This window comes from Microbacterium saccharophilum, from assembly GCF_007992455.1.
Lineage (GTDB): Bacteria > Actinomycetota > Actinomycetes > Actinomycetales > Microbacteriaceae > Microbacterium > Microbacterium saccharophilum.
Window position 1 is genome coordinate 399,301 of sequence record NZ_BKAH01000001.1, and the last position, 22,229, is coordinate 421,529.

Below are 22,229 nucleotides of genomic sequence, written 5' to 3' on the forward strand. Positions count from 1 at the left end.
GAGAAACACCCGTTGCGGCCGGCTGGCCGCAGCAACCACCATCGGTCGTAAGGGCGCGACCTCGTAAGAGGCCCCGCAGGATCGACCACCCTATGGAAGGAAAATCCATGCGCAAGTTGGGAATCGGAGTCGCCGCACTCGCCGCGACCACCATCCTCCTCGCCGGCTGCTCCGGCGGCGGCAACACCCCGGCCCCGGACGAGACCGACGCCGGGCCCATCGACGCCAGCGGCGTCACGCTCACCATCTGGACGGACGCCAACCGCCAGCCGGCCATCGAGGCGGCCGCCGCGACGTTCGAAGAGGAGACGGGCGCGACCATCGAGCTCGTCGAGAAGAACTTCGACGACATCCGCACCGACTTCACCAACCAGGTCCCGACCGGCGAGGGCCCCGACATCACGATCGGCGCACACGACTGGCTCGGCGGCCTCGTCGAAGCCGGTGTCGTCTCCACGCTCGACCTCGGCGACGTGGCGGGCGAGTTCGAGCAGGTCGCGCTGGACGCGTTCAGCTACGACGGCCAGCTCTACGCGCTGCCCTACTCCCTCGAGACCATCGCGCTCGTGCAGAACACCGACCTCGTCGGTGAGGACGCCCCCGCGACGTGGGACGACATGATCGCCGCCGGCACCGCGTCCGGCGCCGAGCGCCCGTTCGTGATCAACACGGCCGGTCAGACCGGTGACGCGTACACGATGTACGGCTTCCAGACCTCGTTCGGCGCGCCGGTGTTCGTCCAGGACGACTCGGGCAGCTACACGACCGAGGTCGGCATGGGCGGCGAGGCCGGCCAGGCCTTCGCGACGTGGCTCGGCGAGAAGGGCGAGACTGGCACCGGGAACATCTCGACCACGGTCGACTACGACACGAACAACGAGCTGTTCGCCTCCGGCAAGGCCGCCTACACGATCCAGGGTCCCTGGGCCATCGAGGCGCTCACCGCGAACGGCGCGAACGTCAAGGTCAACCCGATCCCGTCCGCGGGTGGCGAGACCGCATCGCCGTTCGTCGGCGTGCAGGGCTTCTACCTGAGCGCGGAGAGCGAGAACGCCCTCGTCGCGCAGGAGTTCCTGGTGAACTACCTCGCCACCGAGGACGCGCAGCGCGCCCTCTACGAGGCTGACCCCCGCATCCCCGCGTGGTCGACCATCGCCGAAGAGGTCTCGGCCGACCCGGTGATCGCCGGCTTCCTCGCGTCGTCGCAGAACGGCGTCCCGATGCCGAACATCCCCCAGATGGGCTCCGTCTGGGACCTGTGGAACGCCGCTCAGGTGCAGATCATCAAGGGCGCCGACCCCGTGTCGACGTGGGACAAGATGGTCGCCGACCTCGAGGCCACGATCGGCTGATCCCCTCCGGGGGCGGGCGGCGCACGCCGCCCGCCCCCGGAACCATTCGCCTCGTCGAAGGAGATGAACATGTCGGTCCCGCAGGGCACGATCGCCGCTGACACGACGCCGCCGAAGGCGCCGCTGTCACCGGCCCCCTCGAAGGAACCCCACGGCCGCGACTGGCGCGGCCTCGGCTGGGGCTTCCTCGTGAAGCTCGCCATCATGGCCGTGATCAACGCCTTCGGGCTGATGGGCATCGTCGCCGCGTTCCGGGCGGAAGCGTGGCTGATCTTCGCCGCCGCGGTCCTCGTCCTGGTGGCAGCCGACATCATCTACTTCACCAAGCGCGCTCTGCCGCTGAAGTACCTCCTGCCGGGACTGACGTTCCTGCTGATCTTCCAGGTCTTCATCTTCGGCTACACGGCGTACATCGCCTTCACCAACTACGGCGCCGGCCACGTCGGCTCGCAGGAGCAGGCCGTCAACGCCGCGCTCAGCCAGGGCGAGCGCCGCGTCGAGGGCTCCCCCTCCTACCCGCTCACCGTCATCGAGCAGAACGGCGAACTCGGGTTCGCGATCGTCGAGGACGGCGAGATCAAGGCCGGCACCGCCGACCAGCCGCTGCAGGTCGTCGGCGACGCGTCCGGATCGGGCGCCGCCACCGAGGTGCCCGGCTGGAACGTCGTGCCGCGCAACACGCTCATCAGCGACCCGGCCATGCAGGACGCCGTCGTCGAGCTGCGGGTGCCCATCTCCGACGACCCCAACGACGGCTCGATCCGCACGCGTGAAGGCACGACGGGCGCCGTCTACCTCTCCACGATGGAGTGGAACCCGGACGCGCAGACGATCACCGACACGGCGACGGGCACGGTCTACTCCGCCACCGCGGACGGCACCTTCGCCGCCGAGGACGGGACGACCCTCGCCACGGGCTGGACCGCGAACGTCGGCTTCGCAAACTTCGTCCGCCTCTTCACCGATCCGGACCTCTTCGAGCCGCTCGGCCTCGTGACCGTGTGGACGTTCGCGTGGGCGATCCTCTCGGTGCTGATCCCCTTCGCGATGGGGCTCGTCTTCGCGATCATCTTCAACGACGAACGGGTCAAGGGCCGGAAGATCCTGCGGACCTTGTTCATCCTCCCCTACGCCTTCCCGGCGTTCATGTCGGCGCTGCTGTTCCGGGGCATGTTCAACGCCGAGTTCGGCGTCATCAACGAGTTCTTCTTCGGCGGGGCGAACATCGACTGGCTCGGCGACCCCTGGCTCGCCCGGGGGGCCGTGCTGTTCGTCAACGTGTGGCTGACCTACCCGTACTACTTCCTCGTCTGCACCGGCGCGATCCAGGCGCTGCCCGCGGACGCCCTGGAGGCCGCGTCGATCGACGGGGCGGGCCGCTTCCGGCAGCTGCGCTCCATCATCCTTCCGCTCGTGCTCGTCGCGACGGCGCCGCTGCTGATCTCGTCCTTCGCCTTCAGCTTCAACAACTTCACCATCATCTACATGTTCAACAACGGCGGCCCCGCGATACCCGGCGCCCCGTACGCGCTCGGATCCACCGACATCCTGATCTCCGCGATCTGGGACATCTCGGGGGTCTCCGGCGGCAAGGCGGACTACGGCCTCGCCAGCGCCCTGTCGATCCTCGTGTTCATCGTCGTCGGCCTCATCTCCGCCCTGGCGTTCCGCCAGACCAAGAAGCTCGAGGAGTACCAGTGATGTCCGCTCCCACTCAGACGCGCGCGTCGACCGCGACGACCTCGGACCACGGCCCGGCCCAGGACCGGACGAGGGCCCGGCGGCGACGCTGGCTGACCGAGGTCGGCTGGAAGTACCTCGTCGCCCTCGTGATCCTCTTCTACGCGATCTTCCCGCTCGTGTACGTGCTGTCCGCGTCGCTGAACCCCAACGGCAACCTGGCCGCCAGCAACGCCATCTTCAGCGTGCTGGACCTCGGGAACTACGCCGCCCTGTCGGAGACCCGCTACTGGACCTGGTACGGCAACACGCTGCTGGTCGGCGGCGTCTCGGCGATCGGCGCCGTCATGATGGGCGCCGCGGCGGCCTACGCGTTCTCCCGGTTCCGCTTCAAGGGCCGCCGGACGAGCCTCACCGCGCTGCTCATCATCCAGATGTTCCCGCAGGCGCTCGCGTTCGTCGCGATCTTCCTCATGCTGCTGGCTCTCGGCGAGGTCTTCCCCGCCCTCGGCCTGAACTCGAAGATCGCCCTGATCTGCGTGTACCTCGGCGGCGCCCTGGGCGTGAACACGTTCCTCATGTACGGGTTCTTCAACACGGTCCCGATCGAGATCGACGAGTCCGCGAAGATCGACGGCGCCTCGCACGCCGTGATCTTCTGGCGGCTGATCTTCCCGCTCGTGACTCCGATTCTCGCGGTCGTGGCGCTGCTGGCGTTCATCTCGGCGTTCGGGGACTACATCATCTCGAAGATCATCCTGGTCTCCGAGGACAACTGGACGCTCGCCGTCGGCATGTTCCAGTGGGTGTCCAACCAGCTCTCCAGCAACTGGGGGCTGTTCGCGGCCGGAGCGATCCTCGCCGCCATCCCGGTGCTCGTGCTGTTCCTCGCGCTGCAGCGCTACATCATCGGCGGCCTGACCGCCGGCTCCGTCAAGGGCTGATCGGGCGCGCCTCAGGAGGTCGCTGACCGGGCGGCGAGAGCCGCCTGGTACAGCGTCCGCGACGACAGGCCCGTCTGCGCCGACACCTCGGCGGCGGCATCCTTGAGACGGATGCCGTCGGCGACGAGCCGCTGCACTTCGGCGACGGCATCCTCGGCGGACACCTCGCGCGCCGGGGCCCCGGCGACGACGACGACGATCTCACCGCGCACGCCGCCCTCTGCCCACGTCGCGAGCTCGCCGAGCGGTCCGCGCACGACCTCCTCGTGCAGCTTCGTCAGCTCGCGGCAGACGGCCGCGGGCCGGTCGGCGCCGAAGGCGCCCGCCATTGCGGCGAGGCTCTCCGCGATGCGCGACGGGGCCTCGAAGAAGACCATGGTGCGCCGCTCTGCGGACAGTGGGGCGAGCGTCGATCGCCGGTCTCCGGCCTTGCGTGGGAGGAACCCCTCGAAAGTGAAGCGGTCCGTGGGCAGTCCCGCGACGGCGAGCGCCGTGACGACGGCGCTCGGGCCGGGGATCGCGGTGACCGCTACGCCCTGCGAGACGGCCTCCACGACCAGCGCGTAGCCGGGGTCGCTCACGGTCGGCATGCCGGCGTCGCTGAGGACCAGGAGGTCCTCCTCCCGCGCCCGCTCCACGAGGTCGGCGGCGCGCTGGCGCTCGTTGTGCTCGTGGAGGGCGACGAGCCGCGGCCGGTTGTCGACGCCGAGCGCCTGCAGGAGCCGCTGCGCCGTGCGGGTGTCCTCCGCCGCGATCACGGTGGCGGCTTCGAGCGCCGCGACGAGGCGGGGCGAGGCATCCCCCAGGTTGCCGATGGGCGTCGCGGCGAGGATGATCACCCGCCCCAGCATAGGCTGGTCGACGTGACGACGACGGTCGAGACCCTCCTGCCGACGGCACCCCCGACCCCCTACGAGCGCTGGCGCGCCCGGCTGTCCGGCGAGCCCCGCCTCCGCCGCGTCGCCGGGTGGCTCGCTCCCCTGCTCGTCACCCTGCTCGCCGCCGTGCTGCGGCTCGTGAACCTCGGCCACCCGCACGCCCTCGTCTTCGACGAGACCTACTACGTGAAGGACGCCTGGTCGCAGTGGGTCCTGGGGTACGCCGCGACGTGGCCGGAGGACGCCAACGCGCGGTTCGCCGCCGGGGAGACCGACATCTTCACGACGGACCCGAGCTTCGTCGTGCACCCGCCGCTCGGGAAGTACCTCATCGGCGCGGGAATGGCGCTGTTCGGCGCGGACTCGTCGTTCGGCTGGCGGATCGCGGCGGCCCTCATCGGCACGGCATGCGTGCTCGTGCTGTACTTCCTCGCCAAGGCGCTCGTGCCCTCGGTCGTCTTCGCGACGATCGCCGCGGGGCTCCTGGCGATCGACGGCCAGGCGATCGTCATGAGCCGCGTCTCCCTGCTGGACATCTTCCTGGCGTTCTTCATCCTGCTGGCGGTGTGGTTCATGGTCCTCGACCGCCGCGCGCACCTCGACCGGCTCGCCGGGATCGTGCGCGCGCGCACCGACGGTGGTGCACCCCCGCGGTGGGGCCCGGTGCGCTGGAACCGGCCGTGGGTCGTCGCGGCCGGCGCGGCAGCGGGCGCCGCGTGCGCCGTGAAGTGGTCCGGCGTCTGGGTGCTCGCGGCCGTCGGCCTCTACCTCGTCATCACCGATGCCCTCGAGCGGCGGCGCCTCGGCGTCGCGTTCTGGCCGATGGACGCCGTCCGCCAGGGCGCGGCATCCTTCGTCCTGCTCGTCCCCGTCGCGTTCGTCGTCTACCTGTCCTCCTGGGCGGGGTGGCTGCTGACCGACGGCGGCTACGGCCGCCACGACGCGGACGCGCAGCCCGCGACGGGCGTCTGGAGCTGGGTCCCCCTGTCGCTGCAGAGCCTCTGGCGCTACCACGAGACGATCTACACCTCGATGGCCGGCATGTCGACGCCGCACAGCTACATGTCGCCGGCGTGGGCATGGCCGTTCCTCTGGCGCCCGACGGCGATGTTCACCGGCAGCGTCCCGGACGGCCAGGACGGCTGCGCGAGCGCGCAGGGCTGCCTGCAGATCCTCTACTCGATGCCCAACCCGCTGCTCTGGTACGCGAGCGTCGCCGCGACGGTGTGGATCGGGTACCGCTTCGTCGTGGTCCGCGACTGGCGGTACGCCGTGCTCCTCACCGCGATCGCGGCGACCTGGCTGCCGTGGCTGCTCTTCCCGGAGCGCACGGTGTTCCAGTTCTACACGATCGCCCTGCTGCCCTTCCTGCTCCTCGCGCTGACCTTCGCGCTCCGCGACATCGCCGGGCCCGCCCACGCCTCGGCGGCACGGCGGCTCGCGGGGCAGCGGGTCGTCCTGGTGGTGCTGGCGGTCGCCCTCGCGCTCTCGGTCTTCTGGTATCCGCTGTGGTCGGCGATGCAGGTGCCGTACGAGTTCTACCGCCTGCACAACTGGATGCAGGGCTGGGTCTAGTTCACCTCGTCGGGGTGCGCGGAGACCCGCCCGCCCCGCTCGAGCGCCGTGATGGCGGCCTGCTCGTCGTCGGTGAGCGCGAACCCGAAGACGTCGAGGTTCTCCCGGATGCGCTCCGGCGTGCTCGACTTCGGGAACACGATGTGGCCCTGCTGCAGGTGCCAGCGCAGCACGACCTGCGCGGGGGTCTTGCCGTGCGCGGCGGCCGCCGCGGCGACGGGCTCCTCCTCGAACAGCGGGTACTTGCCCTGGCCGAGCGGCCCCCACGCCTCGATGAGGATGCCGCGGCCGGCGGCGAAGCTCGTCACGTCGCGCTGCTGATAGGCGGGGTGCAGCTCGATCTGGTCGACGGCGGGCGTCACGCCGGTGGCCGCGATGACCTTCTCGAGGTGCTCGGGCAGGTGGTTGGAGACGCCGATGCTCGTGGCCTTCCCGGCATCCCGGATCTCGATCATGCGCTCCCAGGCGTTGACGAAGTGGCCGTTCTTCGGTGCCGGCCAGTGCGAGAGGTACAGGTCGACGCGGTCGAGGCCGAGCTTGTCCAGGCTCGTATCGATCGCGGCGAGCGGCTTGTCGCCGGCCTGGTCCTCGAACCACAGCTTCGTCGTGACGAAGAGCTCCTCGCGCGGGATGCCGCTCGCGGCGATCGCGCGGCCGACGCCCTCCTCGTTGCCGTAGATCGCGGCGGTGTCGATGTGCCGGTAGCCGGCGGCGAGGGCCTCCGAGACGATCCGCTCGGTCTCGGCGGGGTCGACCTTGAAGACGCCGAAGCCGAGCTGGGGGATGGTGTGGCCGTCGTTGAGCGTGAGCGCGGGGATCGTCATGGGTCCAGCCTAAGGAACCCGGCCGCGGCCCGGACCGTCATACGATGGAACGCTATGCCCGCGCCGGAACCCCGCATCCTCTACCCGCCGGAGCTGCCCGTCAGCGCCGCGCGGGAGGAGATCGCGCGCGCCATCGCGGAGCACCAGGTCGTCATCGTGGCCGGCGCCACGGGGTCGGGCAAGACGACGCAGCTGCCGAAGATCTGCCTCGAGCTCGGCCGGCAGTCCATCGCGCACACGCAGCCGCGCCGCATCGCCGCCCGGACGATCGCCGAGCGCATCGCGCAGGAGATGGATGTGCCGCTCGGCTCGACCGTGGGCTTCAAGGTCCGCTTCACCGACCAGGTCTCCGCCGACACGAAGGTCGCGCTGCTGACCGACGGCATCCTCCTCAACGAGATCCACCGCGACCGGCTGCTGCGCCGCTACGACACGATCATCATCGACGAGGCGCACGAGCGCTCGCTCAACGTCGACTTCCTCATCGGGTACCTCTCGCGGATCCTCCCCGAGCGCCCCGACCTCAAGGTCATCGTGACGTCCGCGACGATCGACCCGGAGAGCTTCGCGCGCCACTTCGCCGCGCCCGACGGCACGCCCGCCCCGGTCATCGAGGTGTCCGGCCGGACCTACCCCGTCGAGATCCGCTACCGCGCGCACGACGACACAGACGACGACGTGGATGCCCTGCTCGGCGCGCTCGGGGAGCTCGACCGCGAGTCCGACGGCGACGTACTCGTCTTCCTGCCCGGCGAGGCGGAGATCCGCGACGCGATGGATGCCGTCCGCGGCCGGTACGCGAAGGACGCGCGGCCCACCGAGGTCCTGCCCCTGTTCGGCCGGCTCTCCGCCGCCGAGCAGCACCGCGTGTTCGAGCCGTCGACCGTGCGGGGCGTCCGCCGCCGCATCATCCTCGCGACGAACGTCGCCGAGACGAGCCTCACCGTCCCCGGCATCCGATACGTGGTCGACGCCGGCACCGCGCGCATCTCGCGGTACAGCGCACGCTCGAAGATCCAGCGGCTCCCGATCGAGGCGATCTCGCAGGCGTCGGCGCAGCAGCGCTCCGGCCGCGCGGGGCGCACCTCGCCCGGCATCGCCATCCGCCTCTACGCCGAGGAGGACTTCGCTGCCCGGCCGGAGTTCACCGAGCCGGAGATCCTCCGCACATCGCTGGCCTCCGTCATCCTGCAGATGCTCGCGCTCGGCTTCGGCGACATCTCGGAGTTCCCCTTCCTCACCCCGCCCGACTCCCGCGGCGTCAAGGCGGCGCTCGAACTCCTCACCGAGCTGCAGGCGATCACCGGCGGCTCGACCCCGAAGCTGACGAAGATGGGCCGGGAGATCGCGCGCCTCCCCATCGACCCGCGGTTCGCCCGGATGCTGCTGGAGGCGCGGCGCCTGAACGTCACTCCCGACGTCCTCGCGATCGTCGCCGGGCTCTCGATCCAGGACGTCCGGGAGCGCCCCGAGGAGCGACGCGAGGAGGCCGACCGCCTCCACGCCCGGTTCACCGACCCGACGAGCGACTTCCTCACGCTGCTGAACCTGTGGAACCACCTGCAGGAGCAGCAGGCCGAACTCGGCTCGAGCGCCTTCCGGCGCCTGTGCCGCGCGGAGCACCTCAACTACGTGCGGGTGCGGGAGTGGTTCGACGTGCACCGCCAGCTGCGCCAGCTGAGCGGGGAGCGTCGCGGCGGGCGCGACGGGGAGCGGCGGAGCGCCACGACGGAGGGGGCCGCCGCCGACCCGGCCGCCGTGCACCGCGCGATCCTCTCCGGGCTGCTCTCGCACATCGGCATCCTCGACACGCGCAGCGCCGGGAAGACCGGTGGCGCGAAGCCCGATCCGAAGCGGCGGCCCCTCGCGGAGTACCGCGGCGCGCGCGGGGGGAGGTTCGCGATCTTCCCCGGCTCGGGGCTGCGGAAGGCGTCACCGGATGCCGTCATGGCGGCCGAGCTCGTGGAGACCTCGCGCCTGTTCGCCCGGACGGTCGCCGCGATCGACCCGGCGTGGGCCGAGGAGCTCGCCGGCGACCTCGCGCACCGCAGCATCAGCGACCCGCACTGGTCGAAGGATGCCGGCGCCGCCGTCGCCGCGGAGAAGGTCACGCTCTTCGGGGTCGAGATCATCCCGCGCCGCCGCGTGCAGCTCGCGCGGATCGACCGGGACCTCGCCCGTGAGCTGTTCCTGCGGCACGCGCTCGTCGACGGCGAGTGGAACACGCACCACCTGGACAAGAAGCTGACGGCGTTCGAGCGCCGGAACCTCGAGCTCCGCCGGAACCTGGAGAAGGTCGAGGAGCGGGAGCGCCGACGCGACATCCTCGTCGGCGACGAGGCCGTGTACGCGTTCTACGCCGCGCGGGTGCCCCGCGACGTCTTCGACGTCCGGTCCTTCGAGACGTGGTGGCGGGAGACCTCGGCGCGGACGCCGCGGCTCCTGGACATGACCGCGGCCGACCTCATCGACGACGCCTCCCGCGCGGACGAGCGCGACTTCCCGACCCGCTGGACGCAGGGCGATCAGGTGCTCTCCCTGGCCTACCGGTTCGAGCCGGGAGCGCCGGACGACGGCGTCAGCGTCGTCGTGCCGCTCGCCCTCCTCGCCCAGCTGCGCCCGGATGGCTTCGACTGGCAGGTGCCGGGACTCCGCGGCGAGCTCATCACAGCGCTCCTCCGGGCGCTGCCGAAGGCGATCCGCCGGCACGTCGTCCCGGCCGCGGACTGGGCCGCCAAGCTCGGCGACGAGCTCGCCGGCGCCGGTCCGGAGTCGCACGACGGGCTTCCCCCGGCCAGTCTCCTCGAGGCCCTCGCCGCCCGCATCCAGCCGGTCGCGAACCAGCGCGTGTCGGCGGCCGACTTCGACCTCTCCCGCGTGCCCCCGCACCTGATGGTCTCGTTCCGCGCCGTCGACCAGCGCGGGCGCGCCGTCGGCTCCGGGCGGGACCTCCGCGAACTGCAGGACCGGCTGTCCGGTCGCGCGCGGGAATCCGTCGCGCGGTCGCTGAGCGCCCCGGCGCGGACCGCGCGACCCTCACCCGCGGCACCGGCGGCCGCCGCGCCGCTGGAGCGCTCGGGCGTGACGACATGGGACGTCGGCGACCTCCCCGCCGTCGTCGACACGAAGGTCGCCGGCGGCGTCGTCCGCGGCTACCCGGCCCTCGTCGACGAGGGCGCAGGCGTCGCCCTGCGGATCGAGGCGACGGCCGAGCGCGCCGCGCGCCTCTCGCACGACGGCGTCCGCCGCCTCCTGCTGCTGGCCGTCCCCTCGCCCGCCGCGTACGTGCTCGAGCACCTCACCGCGGCGGAGAAGCTCGCCCTCGCGACCTCTCCCTACCCGTCCGCGAAGGCGCTCATCGAGGACGCCCGCGTCGCCGTCGCCGACGCCGTCCTGGCGGGAGCCGAGGTGCGCACGACCGCCGCCTTCGAGGCCACCCGCGACCGCCTGTCGGCCGTGATCGTCAACGACCTGTTCCGGACCGTGTCACTGGCCGCCCGCATCCTCACGCTGCAGCGTGACGTCGACCGGGCCGTCCGCGCGCAGAACTCGATGACGCTCCTCTCCGCCCTCGGCGATGTGAAGGCGCAGGTCGCGGGCCTGCTGCATCCCGCCTTCCTCTCCCGGACCGGCACGGCGCGGCTCGCGCACCTGCCCCGGTATCTGCAGGGGGCGCTCGAGCGTGTCCGCGGGCTCGGCGACAACCCTGGCCGCGACCGGCAGCGGCAGACCGAGTACGAACGCGCCGCCGCTCTCTACACGGATGCCGGCGGCACGATCCCGCTCGACCCGGACGCCCCTGCGACCCTGCACGCCGCGCGCTGGCTTCTCGAGGAGTACCGTGTCAGCCTGTTCGCGCAGCAGCTCGGCACGGCGCAGCCGGTGTCGATCCAGCGCATCACGAAGGCCCTGTCCGGCAAGGACTGACGACCGAGAGGACCCGCCATGGCGACGGCGATCACCTACACCGCGTTCGGAGGACCCGAGGTCCTCACCCTCACCGAGATCCAGGTGCCCGCACCCGCGGCGGACGAGGTCGCGGTGCGCGTCACGGCGGCGGGCGTCAATCCGCTCGACCACAAGCTGCGCTCCGGCGCCCGTGCGTCCGGACCCATCACGGATCCGCGCCGCGTCGGCAGCGACGGCGCGGGTGTCGTCACGGCCGTCGGCGCGGACGTCGAGGGCTTCCGCGCCGGCGACGAGGTCGTCGTCTTCGGTGCCGCCGGCGTCTACGCCTCCGACATCGTCGTCCCCGCCGCCCAGCTCGCGCCGCGCCCTCCGCAGGTGTCCGCGGCCGAGGGCGCCGCGCTCGGCGTCCCGATCGGCACGGCCTACCAGACGCTGCGCTCCCTCGACGTGCGCGCGGGCGACACGCTGCTCGTGCACGGCGGGTCCGGCTCCGTGGGTCAGGCCGTCATCCAGTTCGCCGTCCTGTGGGGGGTCACGGTCCTCGCGACGACGAGCACCCGCCGTGCGGAGCGGGTGACGGCGCTCGGCGGCACCGCCCTGCGCTACGACGACCCGGAGGGCGGCACGCTCACTGAGCGGGTGCGCGCGGCGGCGCCCGGCGGGGTCACCGCCGTCATCGACATCGCCGGCACCGACGAGGCGATCCAGACCTCCCTCGACCTCGTCGCCGACCGGCACCGCATCGTGACCCTCGTCCGCGGCAAGGACGCCGCCGGCCTCGGCATCCGCGCGTTCCTGGGCGGGAGCCCCCGCCCCCTGAACGCGCAGGAGCAGGCGTGGCGCGCCGAGGCGATCCCGGTGGCCCTGCATCTCATGGCGGCGGGCCGCTTCGCCGTGGAGGTCGGCCCCCGGCTGCCGCTCGCCGACGCCGCCGCGGCGCACCTTCTCGTGGAGGCGGGGGTGGACGGGAAGGTCGTGCTGCTGCCCTGAGCCGGCTCAGTCCCGGTCGTCCGCGGGCTGGCCGTAGACGTTCTGGTACCGGTCGTAGAGGGCGTCGATCTTCTCCTGCGGGATCGGGACCACCGTGCCGCCCTGCCGGGCGATGTGCACGGTGCGCGCGACGTCCTCCAGCATGACGGCCGCCTTCACGGCATCCTTCGCGGTCCGGCCGATCGTGAACGGGCCATGGTTCTGCATGAGGACGGCGGGCGAGCGGTGGCCGCTCAGCGTCTCGACGATGCCGCGGCCGATCGAGTCGTCGCCGATGATCGCGAACGGTCCCACGGGGATGGGTCCGCCGAACTCGTCGGCCATCGCCGTGATGACGCACGGGATCTCCTCGCCGCGCGCGGCCCATGCGACGGCGTAGGTGGAGTGCGTGTGCACGACGCCGCCGACCTCGGGCATGTGCCGGTACACGTACGCGTGGGCGGCGGTGTCGCTCGACGGCGACCGCTCGCTGCCGGGCGTGCCGGGGATGACGTTGCCGTCGAGGTCGCAGAGGATCATGTTCTCCGGCGCCAGGTCGTCGTACGAGACACCGGACGGCTTGATGACGAAGAGGTCGGCGCCGGGAACACGGCCCGAGACGTTGCCGCCGGTCCACACGACGAGCCCGGAGCGCACGAGCTCCCCGTGCAGCGCCGCGACGTCGCGGCGCACGGTCTCGATCGCCGAGGCGATGCGGGCGGAATCAATGATGTTACCGGTCACATCGCCACCTTAGCTCGCGCGGAGCAGTGCGCGGTAGAACCCGATGCCGCGCAGCCACACCTCGACGCGGATGCGCTCGTTGTGCGCGTGCAGCGCATCGCGCTCGGACCGGGTGAGATGGAACGGGGTGAAGCGGTAGACGTGCCCGCTGATCCGCGTGAACCATCGGCTGTCGCTCGCGCCCAGCTGGATGTACGGGGTCGTGACGATGTCTCCGGAGAGGCCCTCGGCGACGGCGGACGCGATGCGCCGCCACGCCTCTCCCTTCCACGGCGACACCGGCGACGGGTCGGATGCGTGCCGCACCTCGATCTCCACCTCCGGATCGGCGACGACCCGGCGGACGCGGGCCGTGACGGACGCGACGGTGTCGCCGGTGAGGAGGCGGATGTTGACGGCCGCCTGCGCCGTCGTCGCGAGGACGTTCTCCCCGGGGGCCCCGGAGAGCGACGTGGCGACCGCGGTCGTGCGGACCATCGCGTTCATCTCCGGCCCCAGGTGCGGGAACACCTTCGCCAGCAGCGGGCCCGTGACGGCCAGGTTGCCGAACACCCAGCGCAGCGGCGGCTGCGCGTACGGGGCGATCGTGGCGAACAGGGCGCGGACGGGCGGGGCGATCCGGGTGGGGAACGGATGCCGGTGCAGCCGGTCGATCGCGCGGGCGAGGCGCGCCGTCGCGGGGGTCGCCGGGGGCGTCGAGGCGTGCCCGCCGGCCTCGCGGGCCGTCAGCAGCAGGGTCATGACGCCGCGTTCGGCGACCCCGACCATCGCGGTCGGCACGGCGACCCCGGGGACGACGCCGTCGACGACGGCGCCGCCCTCGTCGAGCACGAGTGCGGGGCGGACGCCGCGGCGTTCGAGCACGGCCACGATCTGCTGCGCACCGTCGCCGGCCGTCTCCTCGTTGTGCCCGAACGCGAGGTAGACGTCGCGGACCGGGGTGAAGCCCTCCGCGACGAGCTGTTCGACCGCTTCGAGGATCGCGACGAGCGACCCCTTGTCGTCGATCGCTCCGCGGGCGTGGATCGCGGCGTCGGCGCCGGCGCCGATGAGCTCAGCGGCGAAGGGCGGGTGATCCCACTCGGCTTCGACGACGGGCACGACGTCGATGTGGGCCACGAGGACGAGGGGATCGCCGTCCGTCGTCCCGCGCCAGCGGTAGAGGAGCGAGTGCCGCGCCACGACCTCCCGCTCGAGCACCCCGTGCAGGCCCGGGTAGAGGCGCGCGAGGGCCGCGTGGAACTCGTCGAACGGCGCGGGATCGGTGCGACTGTCGTCGGCATCCGAGACGGTCGGGATGCGCAGGAGCTCGCGGAAGCGCGCGACGGAGGCCGCGGGGTCGGTCGTGTTCTCGGGTGCCACGCCCCGAGCCTACGACCCGGCCGCGCACGGCGCCGAGACGCATCCCGGGCCCGGCTAGGCTCGGGCCATGACCGGACTTCGCTGGGGCATCCTCGCCACGGGCGGCATCGCCCACGCCTTCACCTCCGACCTGCGCACCGCGGGCCTCGACGTCGCCGCGGTCGGCTCGCGCAGCACCGCGTCGGCGCAGGCCTTCGCCGACGAGTTCGGCATCCCGCGCGCCCACGGCTCGTATGCGGACCTCATCGCCGACCCCGAGGTCGACATCCTCTACATCGCCACACCGCACAGCCATCACCTCGAGCCCGCCGTCGCCGCGCTCGAGGCCGGCAAGCACGTGCTGATCGAGAAGCCCGTCACCCTGGACGCCGATGAGGCCGCCGCCATCCGCGACGTCGCCGCCGGTCGGGGACTGCTCGCCATGGAGGCGATGTGGACCCGCTACCTGCCGCACATGATCCGCATCCGAGAGCTCGTGCGCTCCGGCGCGCTCGGCGAGGTGCGGGCGCTCGCCGCCGACCACACGCAGCAGATCTCCGCCGACCCCGCCCACCGCCTGAACGCGCTCGAGCTGGGCGGCGGAGCGCTCCTGGACCTCGGGATCTACCCGGTGTCGTTCGCGTGGGACATCCTCGGCGCACCCGTCGAGGTGCGCGCGCTCGGACGCCTCGGCGAGACGGGCGCCGACACGGAGGTCTCGATCGCCCTGACGCACGCGTCGGGAGCGGTCTCCTCGCTCCTCACCTCCTCCCGCGCCGCCGGGCCGAACACCGCGCACCTGATCGGCACGGAGGCCCGGATCGAGATCGACAGCGTCTGGTACACGCCGACATCGTTCCGGCTCATCGCCCCGGACGGCACCGTGCGGGAGGAGTACCGCTCCGAGGTCGACGGGCGCGGCATGCAGTACCAGGCCCTCGCCGCGGAGCAGATCATCGCCGACGGCCGCACCGACAGCGACCTGCTGACCTTCGAGCAGAGCGTGCTGATCATGGGCACCCTCGACGAGGTGCGCGCACAGGTCGGCGTGACCTACCCGAAGGAGCGCTGAGCGCCCCCGGGACTGACACACTGGGGAGATGCCCGACCTGCAGAACCCCCGCGTCGCCGTCTACCTCGACTTCGACAACATCGTCATGTCCTGGTACGACCGCGTGCACGGTCGAAACTCCTATTCCCGCGATCGCCAGCGCATCGCGGAGAACCCCGCGGAGCCGGAGATCGCGGAGCGCCTCTCCGCGGCCATGATCGACGTCGGCGCGATCATCGACTACGCCGCCTCGTTCGGCACGCTCGTGCTCACCCGCGCGTACGCCGACTGGTCCTCCCCCGTCAACGCCGTGTACCGGCCGCAGGTCGTCGCACGCGCCGTCGACCTCGTGCAGCTGTTCCCGGCCGCCGCGTACGCGAAGAACGGCGCAGACATCCGCCTCGCCGTGGACACCGTCGAGGACATGTTCCGCCTGCCCGACCTCACGCACGTCGTGATCGTCGGCGGCGACAGTGACTACGTGCCGCTCGCGCAGCGCTGCAAGCGGCTCGGGCGCTTCGTCGTCGGTGTGGGCGTGGCCGGCTCGACCGCGAAGTCGCTCGCGGCGGCGTGCGACCAGTTCGACTCCTACGACGGCCTTCCCGGCGTCTCCGCGCCCGTGACGGAGAAGAAGGCGGAGACGGCGACCACGACGGGTCGGCGACGCGCGAAGAAGGCCGACGACCCGACCCCCGAGCTGCTGGGCCGCGCGCTGCGCCTCGAGCAGGAGCGCACCGACGAGGACTGGGTGCACCTCTCGGCCGTCAAGAACCTCCTCAAGCGCATGGACCCGTCGTTCAGCGAGAAGGCCCTCGGGCACCGCTCCTTCTCCGACTTCGTCAAGGCGCACCCGACGGTCGCCGAACTCGACGAGTCCACGAACATCGTGCGCGTCCGGCTGCGGACGGATCCCGCCGACCCCGCCTGAAACGCGGTGTGCGTGAACGCACACTCTCTGTGCACAGACCCTCCTTGTACCTGAATCAACTCTCAGGTAGCGTTCCTGGCGCGCGGCAGCCCCCTGCCGTATTCCGCGCTCTACAAGGAGGTAACAGCGCCATGGCATCTGCCACCCCCACCGCACAGAATCCCCGGTCCAAGGACTCGGGTCTGCGCCGCGTCGTCACCGCATCGATGGCCGGCACCGTCGTCGAATGGTACGAGTTCTTCCTCTTCGCCACCGCGGCGACGCTCGTGTTCAACCTGATCATGTTCCCGCCGGCGGACAACCCGTACACGCCCGTCATCCAGGCCTTCCTCACCTACGCCGTCGGCTTCGTCGCGCGTCCGCTCGGCGGCATCGTCTTCGGCCACTTCGGCGACAAGTACGGCCGGAAGAAGCTGCTTCAGCTGGCCATCATCCTGGTCGGCGTCGCCACCTTCCTCATGGGATGCCTGCCCACCTACGACCAGATCGGCATCTGGGCCACCGTGCTCCTCGTCGTGCTCCGCTTCGCGCAGGGCTTCGCGGTCGGCGGCGAATGGGGCGGCGGCGTCCTGCTCGTCGCGGAGCACTCCCCCGACCACAGCCGCGGCTTCTGGGCATCCTGGCCGCAGGCCGCCGTCCCGATCGGGAACCTGCTCGCCACGATCGTGCTCCTCGTGCTCAACAGCGTGCTCTCCGCCGAGGACTTCCTCTCGTGGGGCTGGCGCATCGGCTTCTGGCTGTCGGTCGTCATCGTCGCCATCGGGTACTACGTCCGCACCCGCATCACGGATGCCCCGATCTTCGAGCAGTCCAAGCAGGAGGTCGCGCAGCGCCCCGAGGTGCGCGTGGGCGTCTTCGAGGTGCTCCGCCGCTACCCCCGCCTGGTCATCACGGCCATGGGCCTGCGGTTCGCGGAGAACATCATGTACTACCTCGTCGTGACGTTCTCGATCACCTACCTCAAGCTCGCGCTCGAGATGGACACCACCGCCATCCTCAGCTGGCTCGTCATCGCGCACATCGTGCACATGATCGTCGTGCCGCTCCTCGGCGGGCTCACCGACCGGATCGGCCGGCGCCCCGTGTACATGATCGGCACGATCCTCGCCGCCGGGTGGGGCTTCATCGCGTTCCCGATGTTCAACACGAAGGAGCCGCTGATCATCATCCTGGCGATCTGCCTGGGTCTCGTCATCCACGGGTTCATGTACGCGCCGCAGCCGTCGATCATGTCGGAGATGTTCCCGACCCGGATGCGGTACTCCGGCGTCTCGCTGGGCTACCAGGTGACGTCGATCGTCGCCGGCTCGCTGGCGCCCGTCATCGCCACCGCGCTGCTGCAGGGCTTCGGGAGCTGGGTGCCGATCGCGATCTACCTCGCGATCGCCGCCGCCATCACGTTCGTGGCCGTCATCTCGCTGCGCGAGACGCGGGGCATCTCGCTGCACGACGTCGACGAGGTCGACCGCGCGCGCCTGGACGAGGAGACCGGCACGGTCACCGTCGCCCGCACGCGCTGACGAACAGGGGGCCGGGTGGGGTGCGAACGGGTACAGTGGCGATCGTGGTACGCCGGAGCACCCCACCCGGATCGCAGTCCTCGCTGCGAGAGGCGAACCGAGCCCGCCTGCTCGATTCGCTCAAGCGCCATGGGCGGCTGACCCAGATCGAGCTGGCCGGGAACACCGGGCTCTCGCCCGCGACGGTGTCGAACATCGTCAAGGAGCTCACGGCATCCGGCATCCTGCACACGTCCTTCACGTCGCGCAGCGGCCGCCGCGCGACCCTCGTCTCCTTCGCCCGGCAGGTCGGCCTCGTCGCGGGCGTGCACTTCTCCAGCCGTCAGCTGCGCATCGCGATCGCCGATGCGACGCGCACGATCGTCGCCGAGAACACCGTGCCGCTCGCGCCGGGTCACCGCCATGACGCCGAACTCGACCGCCTGAGCATCATCCTCGGCGACATGATGGACACCCTCGGCGGCACGCTCGCCGACCTCCTCGCCGTCGGGCTCGCCGTCCCCGCCCCGATCGACCCGCGCACCGGGATGGTCTCCACGCCGGGACTCCTGCCCGGCTGGGAGGGCATCGACATCGCCGAAAGCCTCAGCGCCCGCATCGACCGGCCCGTCTACGTCGACAGCGAGGCCAATCTGGGCGGCCTCGCCGAGGCGCGCGAGGGCAGCGGTCGCAGCGCGTCGTCCTCCGTCTACATCCGCGTCGGGCACACGATCAGCGCGGGCCTCATCGTCGGCGGCGACCTCTTCCGCGGGGCGAGCGGCAAGACGGGGCAGATCGGCCACGTCACGATCGACGAGAACGGCCCGCTCTGCCGGTGCAGCAACCGCGGCTGCCTCGAGACGTACGCCGCGGGTCCCGCGCTGCTCGCCCTCTTCCCGGAGAGCGAGGGGATGCAGCGACTGGGCGACCTCATCGCCGCGGCCGAGGACGGCGTGGGCGGTGCGCAGCGGGTGATCGCCGATGCGGGCCGGCACATCGGCATCGCGGCGGCGAGCCTCTGCAACCTCTTCGACCCGGAGCTCATCGTCGTGGGCGGCGAGCTCGCGCAGGCCGGCGAGATCCTCATGGCGCCGATGCGGCATGCGCTGGAGCGCTCCGCCCTCGCCGCGACCGGCGGCCTGCCCGAGATCGTCGGCGCGTCCTTCGGCGAATGGGCCGAGTGCCGCGGCGCCATCGCGACGGCCCTGGACCACGTCCGCGTCGACGCCGACGTCCTGTCCATCACGGCATGAGGCGCCTGCCGATCCTGCTGCTCGGGCTGTGCGTCCTCGCGGGCGCGCTCACCGCCTGCGTCCCCGGTTCCACGAGCGCGCACGGCCCCATCGCGATGCTCCTGCCGGACAAGAAGACCGCCCGCTACGAGACGTTCGACCGCCCCCTTTTCGAGGCGCGGGTCGCCGAGCTCGGCGACTACGACGTGCTCTACGCCAACGCCGACCAGGATGCCGCGCGCCAGCAGCAGCAGGCGGAGTCCGCCCTCGCGGCCGGCGCCGAGGTGCTCGTCCTGGACCCGGTCGACGCGCGCGCCGCGGCGACGATCGTCGCCGCCGCCCGGGCCCAGGACGTCCCGGTCATCGCGTACGACCGCCTCATCTCCGGCGGAGGCCTGGCGTACTACATCTCCTTCGACAACGAGCGGGTCGGCGAGCTGCAGGCCACCGCCCTCGTCACGGCGCTCGCCGACCGGGGGCAGGCGGATGCCGGCATCCTCATGGTCAACGGCTCCCCCACCGACAGCAACGCGGCCCTCTTCCGCGCCGGCGCGCGGCGCATCCTCGACGAGAGCGGGCTGCGCGTCCTCGCCGAGTACGACACCCCGGACTGGAGCCCCGACAAGGCCCAGTCCTGGGTCGCGGGCCAGATCTCGCAGTACGGCGCCGACATCGCCGGCGTCTACGCCGCCAACGACGGCACCGCCAGCGGCGCCGTAGCGGCGCTGCGCGCGGCCGACGTCTCCCCGTTCCCCGTCGTGACGGGACAGGATGCCGAGCTGTCGGCGCTGCAGCGGATCGTGGCCGGAGACCAGTACATGACGGTCTACAAGGCTTTGAAGCCGCAGGCGGAGCGCGCCGCCGAGGTCGCCGTCGACCTCCTGCACGGGCGCACGGTGACCGGGGAGATCGAGGTCGACGGGACGCCCGCGACGCTGCTGACCCCCGTCGCGGTCACCGTCGCCGATATCCTCGACACCGTCGTTGCGGACGGGTTCTGGAGCGTCGAGGATATCTGTACGCCGGACTACGCGGCCGCGTGCGCCGCCGCCGGCCTCCAGTGAGGATCCGACGCTGAGCACCGTGACCCCGCCGCGCAGCGGCCGACCCCGCGACCGCGTCCTGACCATGCGCGGCATCGACAAGCACTTCGGCGCCGTGAAGGCCCTCACCGACGTCGACTTCTGGGTCAGCGAGGGCGAGGTCGTCGCGCTCGTCGGCGACAACGGCGCCGGCAAGTCGACGCTCGTGAAGGTCCTCGCGGGGGTGCACCCCCCGGATGCCGGCGAGATCCTCTTCGACGGCGACCCCGTCCACATCACGAGCCCCGCCGACGCGCAGGAACTCGGCATCGCGACGGTGTTCCAGGACCTCGCCCTGTGCGACAACCTCGACGTCGTCGCGAACCTCTGGCTCGGGCGCGAGCTCACGACCGAGGGCCGGCTCGACGAGGTCGGCATGGAGCAGCGCACGTGGGCGCTGCTGCGCGAACTCGCCGCGAAGATCCCCTCCGTCCGGACCCCGGTCGCCTCGCTCAGCGGCGGACAGCGGCAGACCGTCGCGATCGCGCGGTCCCTCGTCGGGGAGCCGCGCGTCGTGATCCTGGACGAGCCGACCGCCGCGCTCGGCGTCGCGCAGACCGCCGAGGTCCTGAACCTCATCGAGCGGCTCCGCGAACGCGGGCACGGGGTCGTGCTCATCAGCCACAACATGGCCGACGTCATGGCGGTGGCGGACCGCGTCGTCGTGCTGCGGCTCGGGCGCAACAACGGCGAGTATCACGCGGCGGACGTGACGAGCGAGCTGCTCATCGCGGCGATCACGGGCGCGGTGGACAACTCCGTCAGCCGGAGGCAGGCGCTGCGGCGCGAGGAGCCGGCGACGACGACGGACGCCACCGTGACCCCGCTGACCCCGCGGGGCCGTCGCCGCCCGGACGGCGGCGCCCCGTGAGCCTCGACGAGCCGGAGCGCGAAGGCGTCCGCGCCGCGGCGGTCCGGGTGTGGGGCCGCGTCCGCGGCGGTGACCTCGGCGCGCTCCCCGTCATCGTGGGCCTCGCCCTCATCTGGACCGTCTTCCAGATCCTGAACCCGGTGTTCCTCTCCAGCCGCAATCTCGTCGACCTGACGATGCAGTGCGCCGCGATCGGCACGATCGCGCTCGGCATCGTCGTCGTGCTGCTCCTCGGCGAGATCGACCTGTCGGTCGGGTCGGTGTCCGGGCTCGCCGCCGCGATCCTCGCCGTCGCGTTCGTGCAGCTGCGCTGGCCGCTCCTGGTCGCCGTGCTCATCGCCGTCGCCGCGGGGTGCGTCGTCGGCATCCTGTGCGGGCTGCTGTACACGCGGTTCGGGCTGCCGAGCTTCGTCATCACCCTCGCGGGGCTCCTGGGCTTCCTGGGCCTGCAGCTGTGGGTGCTCGGGGATGCCGGATCGATCAACCTCCCGTTCGATTCGTGGATCGTCCAGTTCGCCCAGCACGCCTTCCTGCCGGACTGGGCCTCGTACGCGCTCGTCGTCGCGGCGACCGCCGCGTTCGCCTGGACGCTCGCCGGGCGGTCGCGGCGGCGGGCGGCGGCGAACCTCGACAGCCAGAGCTACCGGGCCATCGCGCTGCGCGGGGCACTGCTGCTCGCCGTCCTGCTCCCCGCCGCGTGGTACCTCAACCAGTCCCGCGGCGTCGGGGTCATGTTCCTGCTCTTCCTCGCCCTCGTCGTGCTGCTGCACCTCGCCCTGACGCGCACCCGCTGGGGGCGCGCCGTCTATGCGGTCGGCGGCTCCGTCGAGGCGGCCCGGCGTGCCGGCATCCGCGTCGAGCGGATCTACCTCTCGGTGTTCGCCCTGTGCTCGAGCCTGGCCGCCGTGGGCGGCGTGCTCGCCGCCGCCCGGCTCGCCGCAGCCAATCAGAGCTCCGGCGCGGGCGACACGAACCTCAACGCCATCGCGGCCGCCGTCATCGGCGGAGCGTCGCTCTTCGGCGGCCGTGGCACGGCCTTCGCGGCGCTCCTCGGCGTCATCGTCATCCAGTCGATCTCGTCGGGACTGACCCTGCTGAACCTCAACTCCTCGGTGCAGTTCATGGTCACGGGCGTGGTGCTGGTCCTCGCCGTCACGGTCGATTCGCTCTCCCGCCGCACGCGGGTGGCCGCCGGACGAGCCTGAGGCGGCACCGACCCGGTATCCACGTCGCGGACGTCTCGGCACGGATGCCAATCCGTTATGTTCAAGTCTTGACGACAAGACGTGAACGGATGAATGATCATCCACAGCGCGATGGTGCACTAGCCGAACGCAATTCGATGACGAA

General features: G+C 71.7%; 17 protein-coding genes. 13 read left to right on the forward strand and 4 right to left on the reverse strand.

Going from position 1 to position 22,229, the window contains the following annotated elements:
• The first annotated feature begins 107 nt into the window (after positions 1 to 107).
• From MSA03_RS01980 to MSA03_RS01990, 3 genes are all read left to right on the forward strand, one after another.
• On the forward strand, positions 108 to 1,352 hold the full coding sequence (locus MSA03_RS01980; RefSeq protein WP_147049436.1) for a sugar ABC transporter substrate-binding protein: 1,245 nt from the start codon (positions 108 to 110) through the stop codon (positions 1,350 to 1,352).
• A 69-nt stretch (positions 1,353 to 1,421) separates the two neighbouring features.
• Positions 1,422 to 3,053: an ABC transporter permease subunit gene (locus tag MSA03_RS01985; protein ID WP_028495134.1), complete on the forward strand. Its 1,632-nt coding sequence runs from the start codon at positions 1,422 to 1,424 to the stop codon at positions 3,051 to 3,053.
• On the forward strand, positions 3,053 to 3,976 hold the full coding sequence (locus MSA03_RS01990; RefSeq protein WP_147049437.1) for a sugar ABC transporter permease: 924 nt from the start codon (positions 3,053 to 3,055) through the stop codon (positions 3,974 to 3,976). The genes MSA03_RS01985 and MSA03_RS01990 overlap by 1 nt, the downstream gene beginning before the upstream one ends.
• An 11-nt stretch (positions 3,977 to 3,987) precedes the next feature.
• Here the strand turns inward: MSA03_RS01990 and rsmI are convergent, their stop codons facing one another.
• Positions 3,988 to 4,815: a 16S rRNA (cytidine(1402)-2'-O)-methyltransferase gene (gene rsmI / locus MSA03_RS01995; protein WP_147049438.1), complete on the reverse strand. Its 828-nt coding sequence runs from the start codon at positions 4,813 to 4,815 to the stop codon at positions 3,988 to 3,990.
• Positions 4,816 to 4,839: 24 nt separating this feature from the next.
• On the opposite strand from rsmI, the gene MSA03_RS02000 reads away from it, so the two are divergent.
• Positions 4,840 to 6,429, forward strand: a complete 1,590-nt coding sequence (locus MSA03_RS02000) for a dolichyl-phosphate-mannose--protein mannosyltransferase (protein ID WP_244946275.1) — start codon at positions 4,840 to 4,842, stop codon at positions 6,427 to 6,429.
• On the opposite strand, the gene MSA03_RS02005 is transcribed toward MSA03_RS02000, so the two are convergent.
• Positions 6,426 to 7,253 carry an aldo/keto reductase gene (locus MSA03_RS02005; protein WP_147049439.1) on the reverse strand — a complete coding sequence of 276 codons (828 nt, stop codon included), beginning with the start codon at positions 7,251 to 7,253 and terminating at the stop codon, positions 6,426 to 6,428. The two genes, MSA03_RS02000 and MSA03_RS02005, sit on opposite strands and share 4 nt — an antisense overlap.
• A 54-nt stretch (positions 7,254 to 7,307) precedes the next feature.
• On the opposite strand from MSA03_RS02005, the gene hrpA reads away from it, so the two are divergent.
• On the forward strand, positions 7,308 to 11,180 hold the full coding sequence (hrpA, locus tag MSA03_RS02010) for an ATP-dependent RNA helicase HrpA (RefSeq protein WP_147049440.1): 3,873 nt from the start codon (positions 7,308 to 7,310) through the stop codon (positions 11,178 to 11,180).
• An 18-nt stretch (positions 11,181 to 11,198) separates the two neighbouring features.
• Entirely contained in the window at positions 11,199 to 12,152 is a 954-nt protein-coding gene (locus tag MSA03_RS02015) for a quinone oxidoreductase family protein (protein WP_147049441.1), read from the forward strand.
• A 6-nt stretch (positions 12,153 to 12,158) separates the two neighbouring features.
• Here MSA03_RS02015 and MSA03_RS02020 read toward each other — a convergent pair whose 3' ends face one another.
• Together MSA03_RS02020 and MSA03_RS02025 are read right to left on the reverse strand one after the other, a co-directional pair.
• Positions 12,159 to 12,875, reverse strand: a complete 717-nt coding sequence (locus MSA03_RS02020) for an L-ribulose-5-phosphate 4-epimerase (RefSeq protein ID WP_371863050.1) — start codon at positions 12,873 to 12,875, stop codon at positions 12,159 to 12,161.
• Between the two features lie 9 nt (positions 12,876 to 12,884).
• Positions 12,885 to 14,237 (reverse strand): M20/M25/M40 family metallo-hydrolase, encoded by a 1,353-nt coding sequence (locus tag MSA03_RS02025; protein WP_147049442.1) that lies wholly within the window; start codon positions 14,235 to 14,237, stop codon positions 12,885 to 12,887.
• Positions 14,238 to 14,304: 67 nt separating this feature from the next.
• Between MSA03_RS02025 and MSA03_RS02030 the strand changes: the two genes are divergently transcribed.
• The 7 genes from MSA03_RS02030 (at position 14,305) to MSA03_RS02060 (ending at position 22,084) form a co-directional block, all read left to right on the forward strand.
• A complete protein-coding gene (locus tag MSA03_RS02030) occupies positions 14,305 to 15,288 on the forward strand; it encodes a Gfo/Idh/MocA family protein (protein ID WP_028495121.1) in 984 nt (327 codons plus the stop codon).
• Positions 15,289 to 15,316: 28 nt separating this feature from the next.
• On the forward strand, positions 15,317 to 16,195 hold the full coding sequence (locus tag MSA03_RS02035; protein ID WP_147049443.1) for an NYN domain-containing protein: 879 nt from the start codon (positions 15,317 to 15,319) through the stop codon (positions 16,193 to 16,195).
• A gap of 131 nt (positions 16,196 to 16,326) precedes the next feature.
• Positions 16,327 to 17,715, forward strand: a complete 1,389-nt coding sequence (locus tag MSA03_RS02040) for an MFS transporter (RefSeq protein WP_147049444.1) — start codon at positions 16,327 to 16,329, stop codon at positions 17,713 to 17,715.
• A gap of 44 nt (positions 17,716 to 17,759) precedes the next feature.
• A complete protein-coding gene (locus MSA03_RS02045; protein ID WP_028495118.1) occupies positions 17,760 to 18,947 on the forward strand; it encodes an ROK family transcriptional regulator in 1,188 nt (395 codons plus the stop codon).
• Positions 18,944 to 19,990 carry a sugar ABC transporter substrate-binding protein gene (locus tag MSA03_RS02050; protein ID WP_147049445.1) on the forward strand — a complete coding sequence of 349 codons (1,047 nt, stop codon included), beginning with the start codon at positions 18,944 to 18,946 and terminating at the stop codon, positions 19,988 to 19,990. The genes MSA03_RS02045 and MSA03_RS02050 overlap by 4 nt, the downstream gene beginning before the upstream one ends.
• Before the next feature lie 64 nt (positions 19,991 to 20,054).
• On the forward strand, positions 20,055 to 20,879 hold the full coding sequence (locus MSA03_RS02055; RefSeq protein WP_081782698.1) for an ATP-binding cassette domain-containing protein: 825 nt from the start codon (positions 20,055 to 20,057) through the stop codon (positions 20,877 to 20,879).
• A complete protein-coding gene (locus MSA03_RS02060) occupies positions 20,876 to 22,084 on the forward strand; it encodes a sugar ABC transporter permease (protein WP_218028788.1) in 1,209 nt (402 codons plus the stop codon). The genes MSA03_RS02055 and MSA03_RS02060 overlap by 4 nt, the downstream gene beginning before the upstream one ends.
• Positions 22,085 to 22,229: the final 145 nt, after the last annotated feature.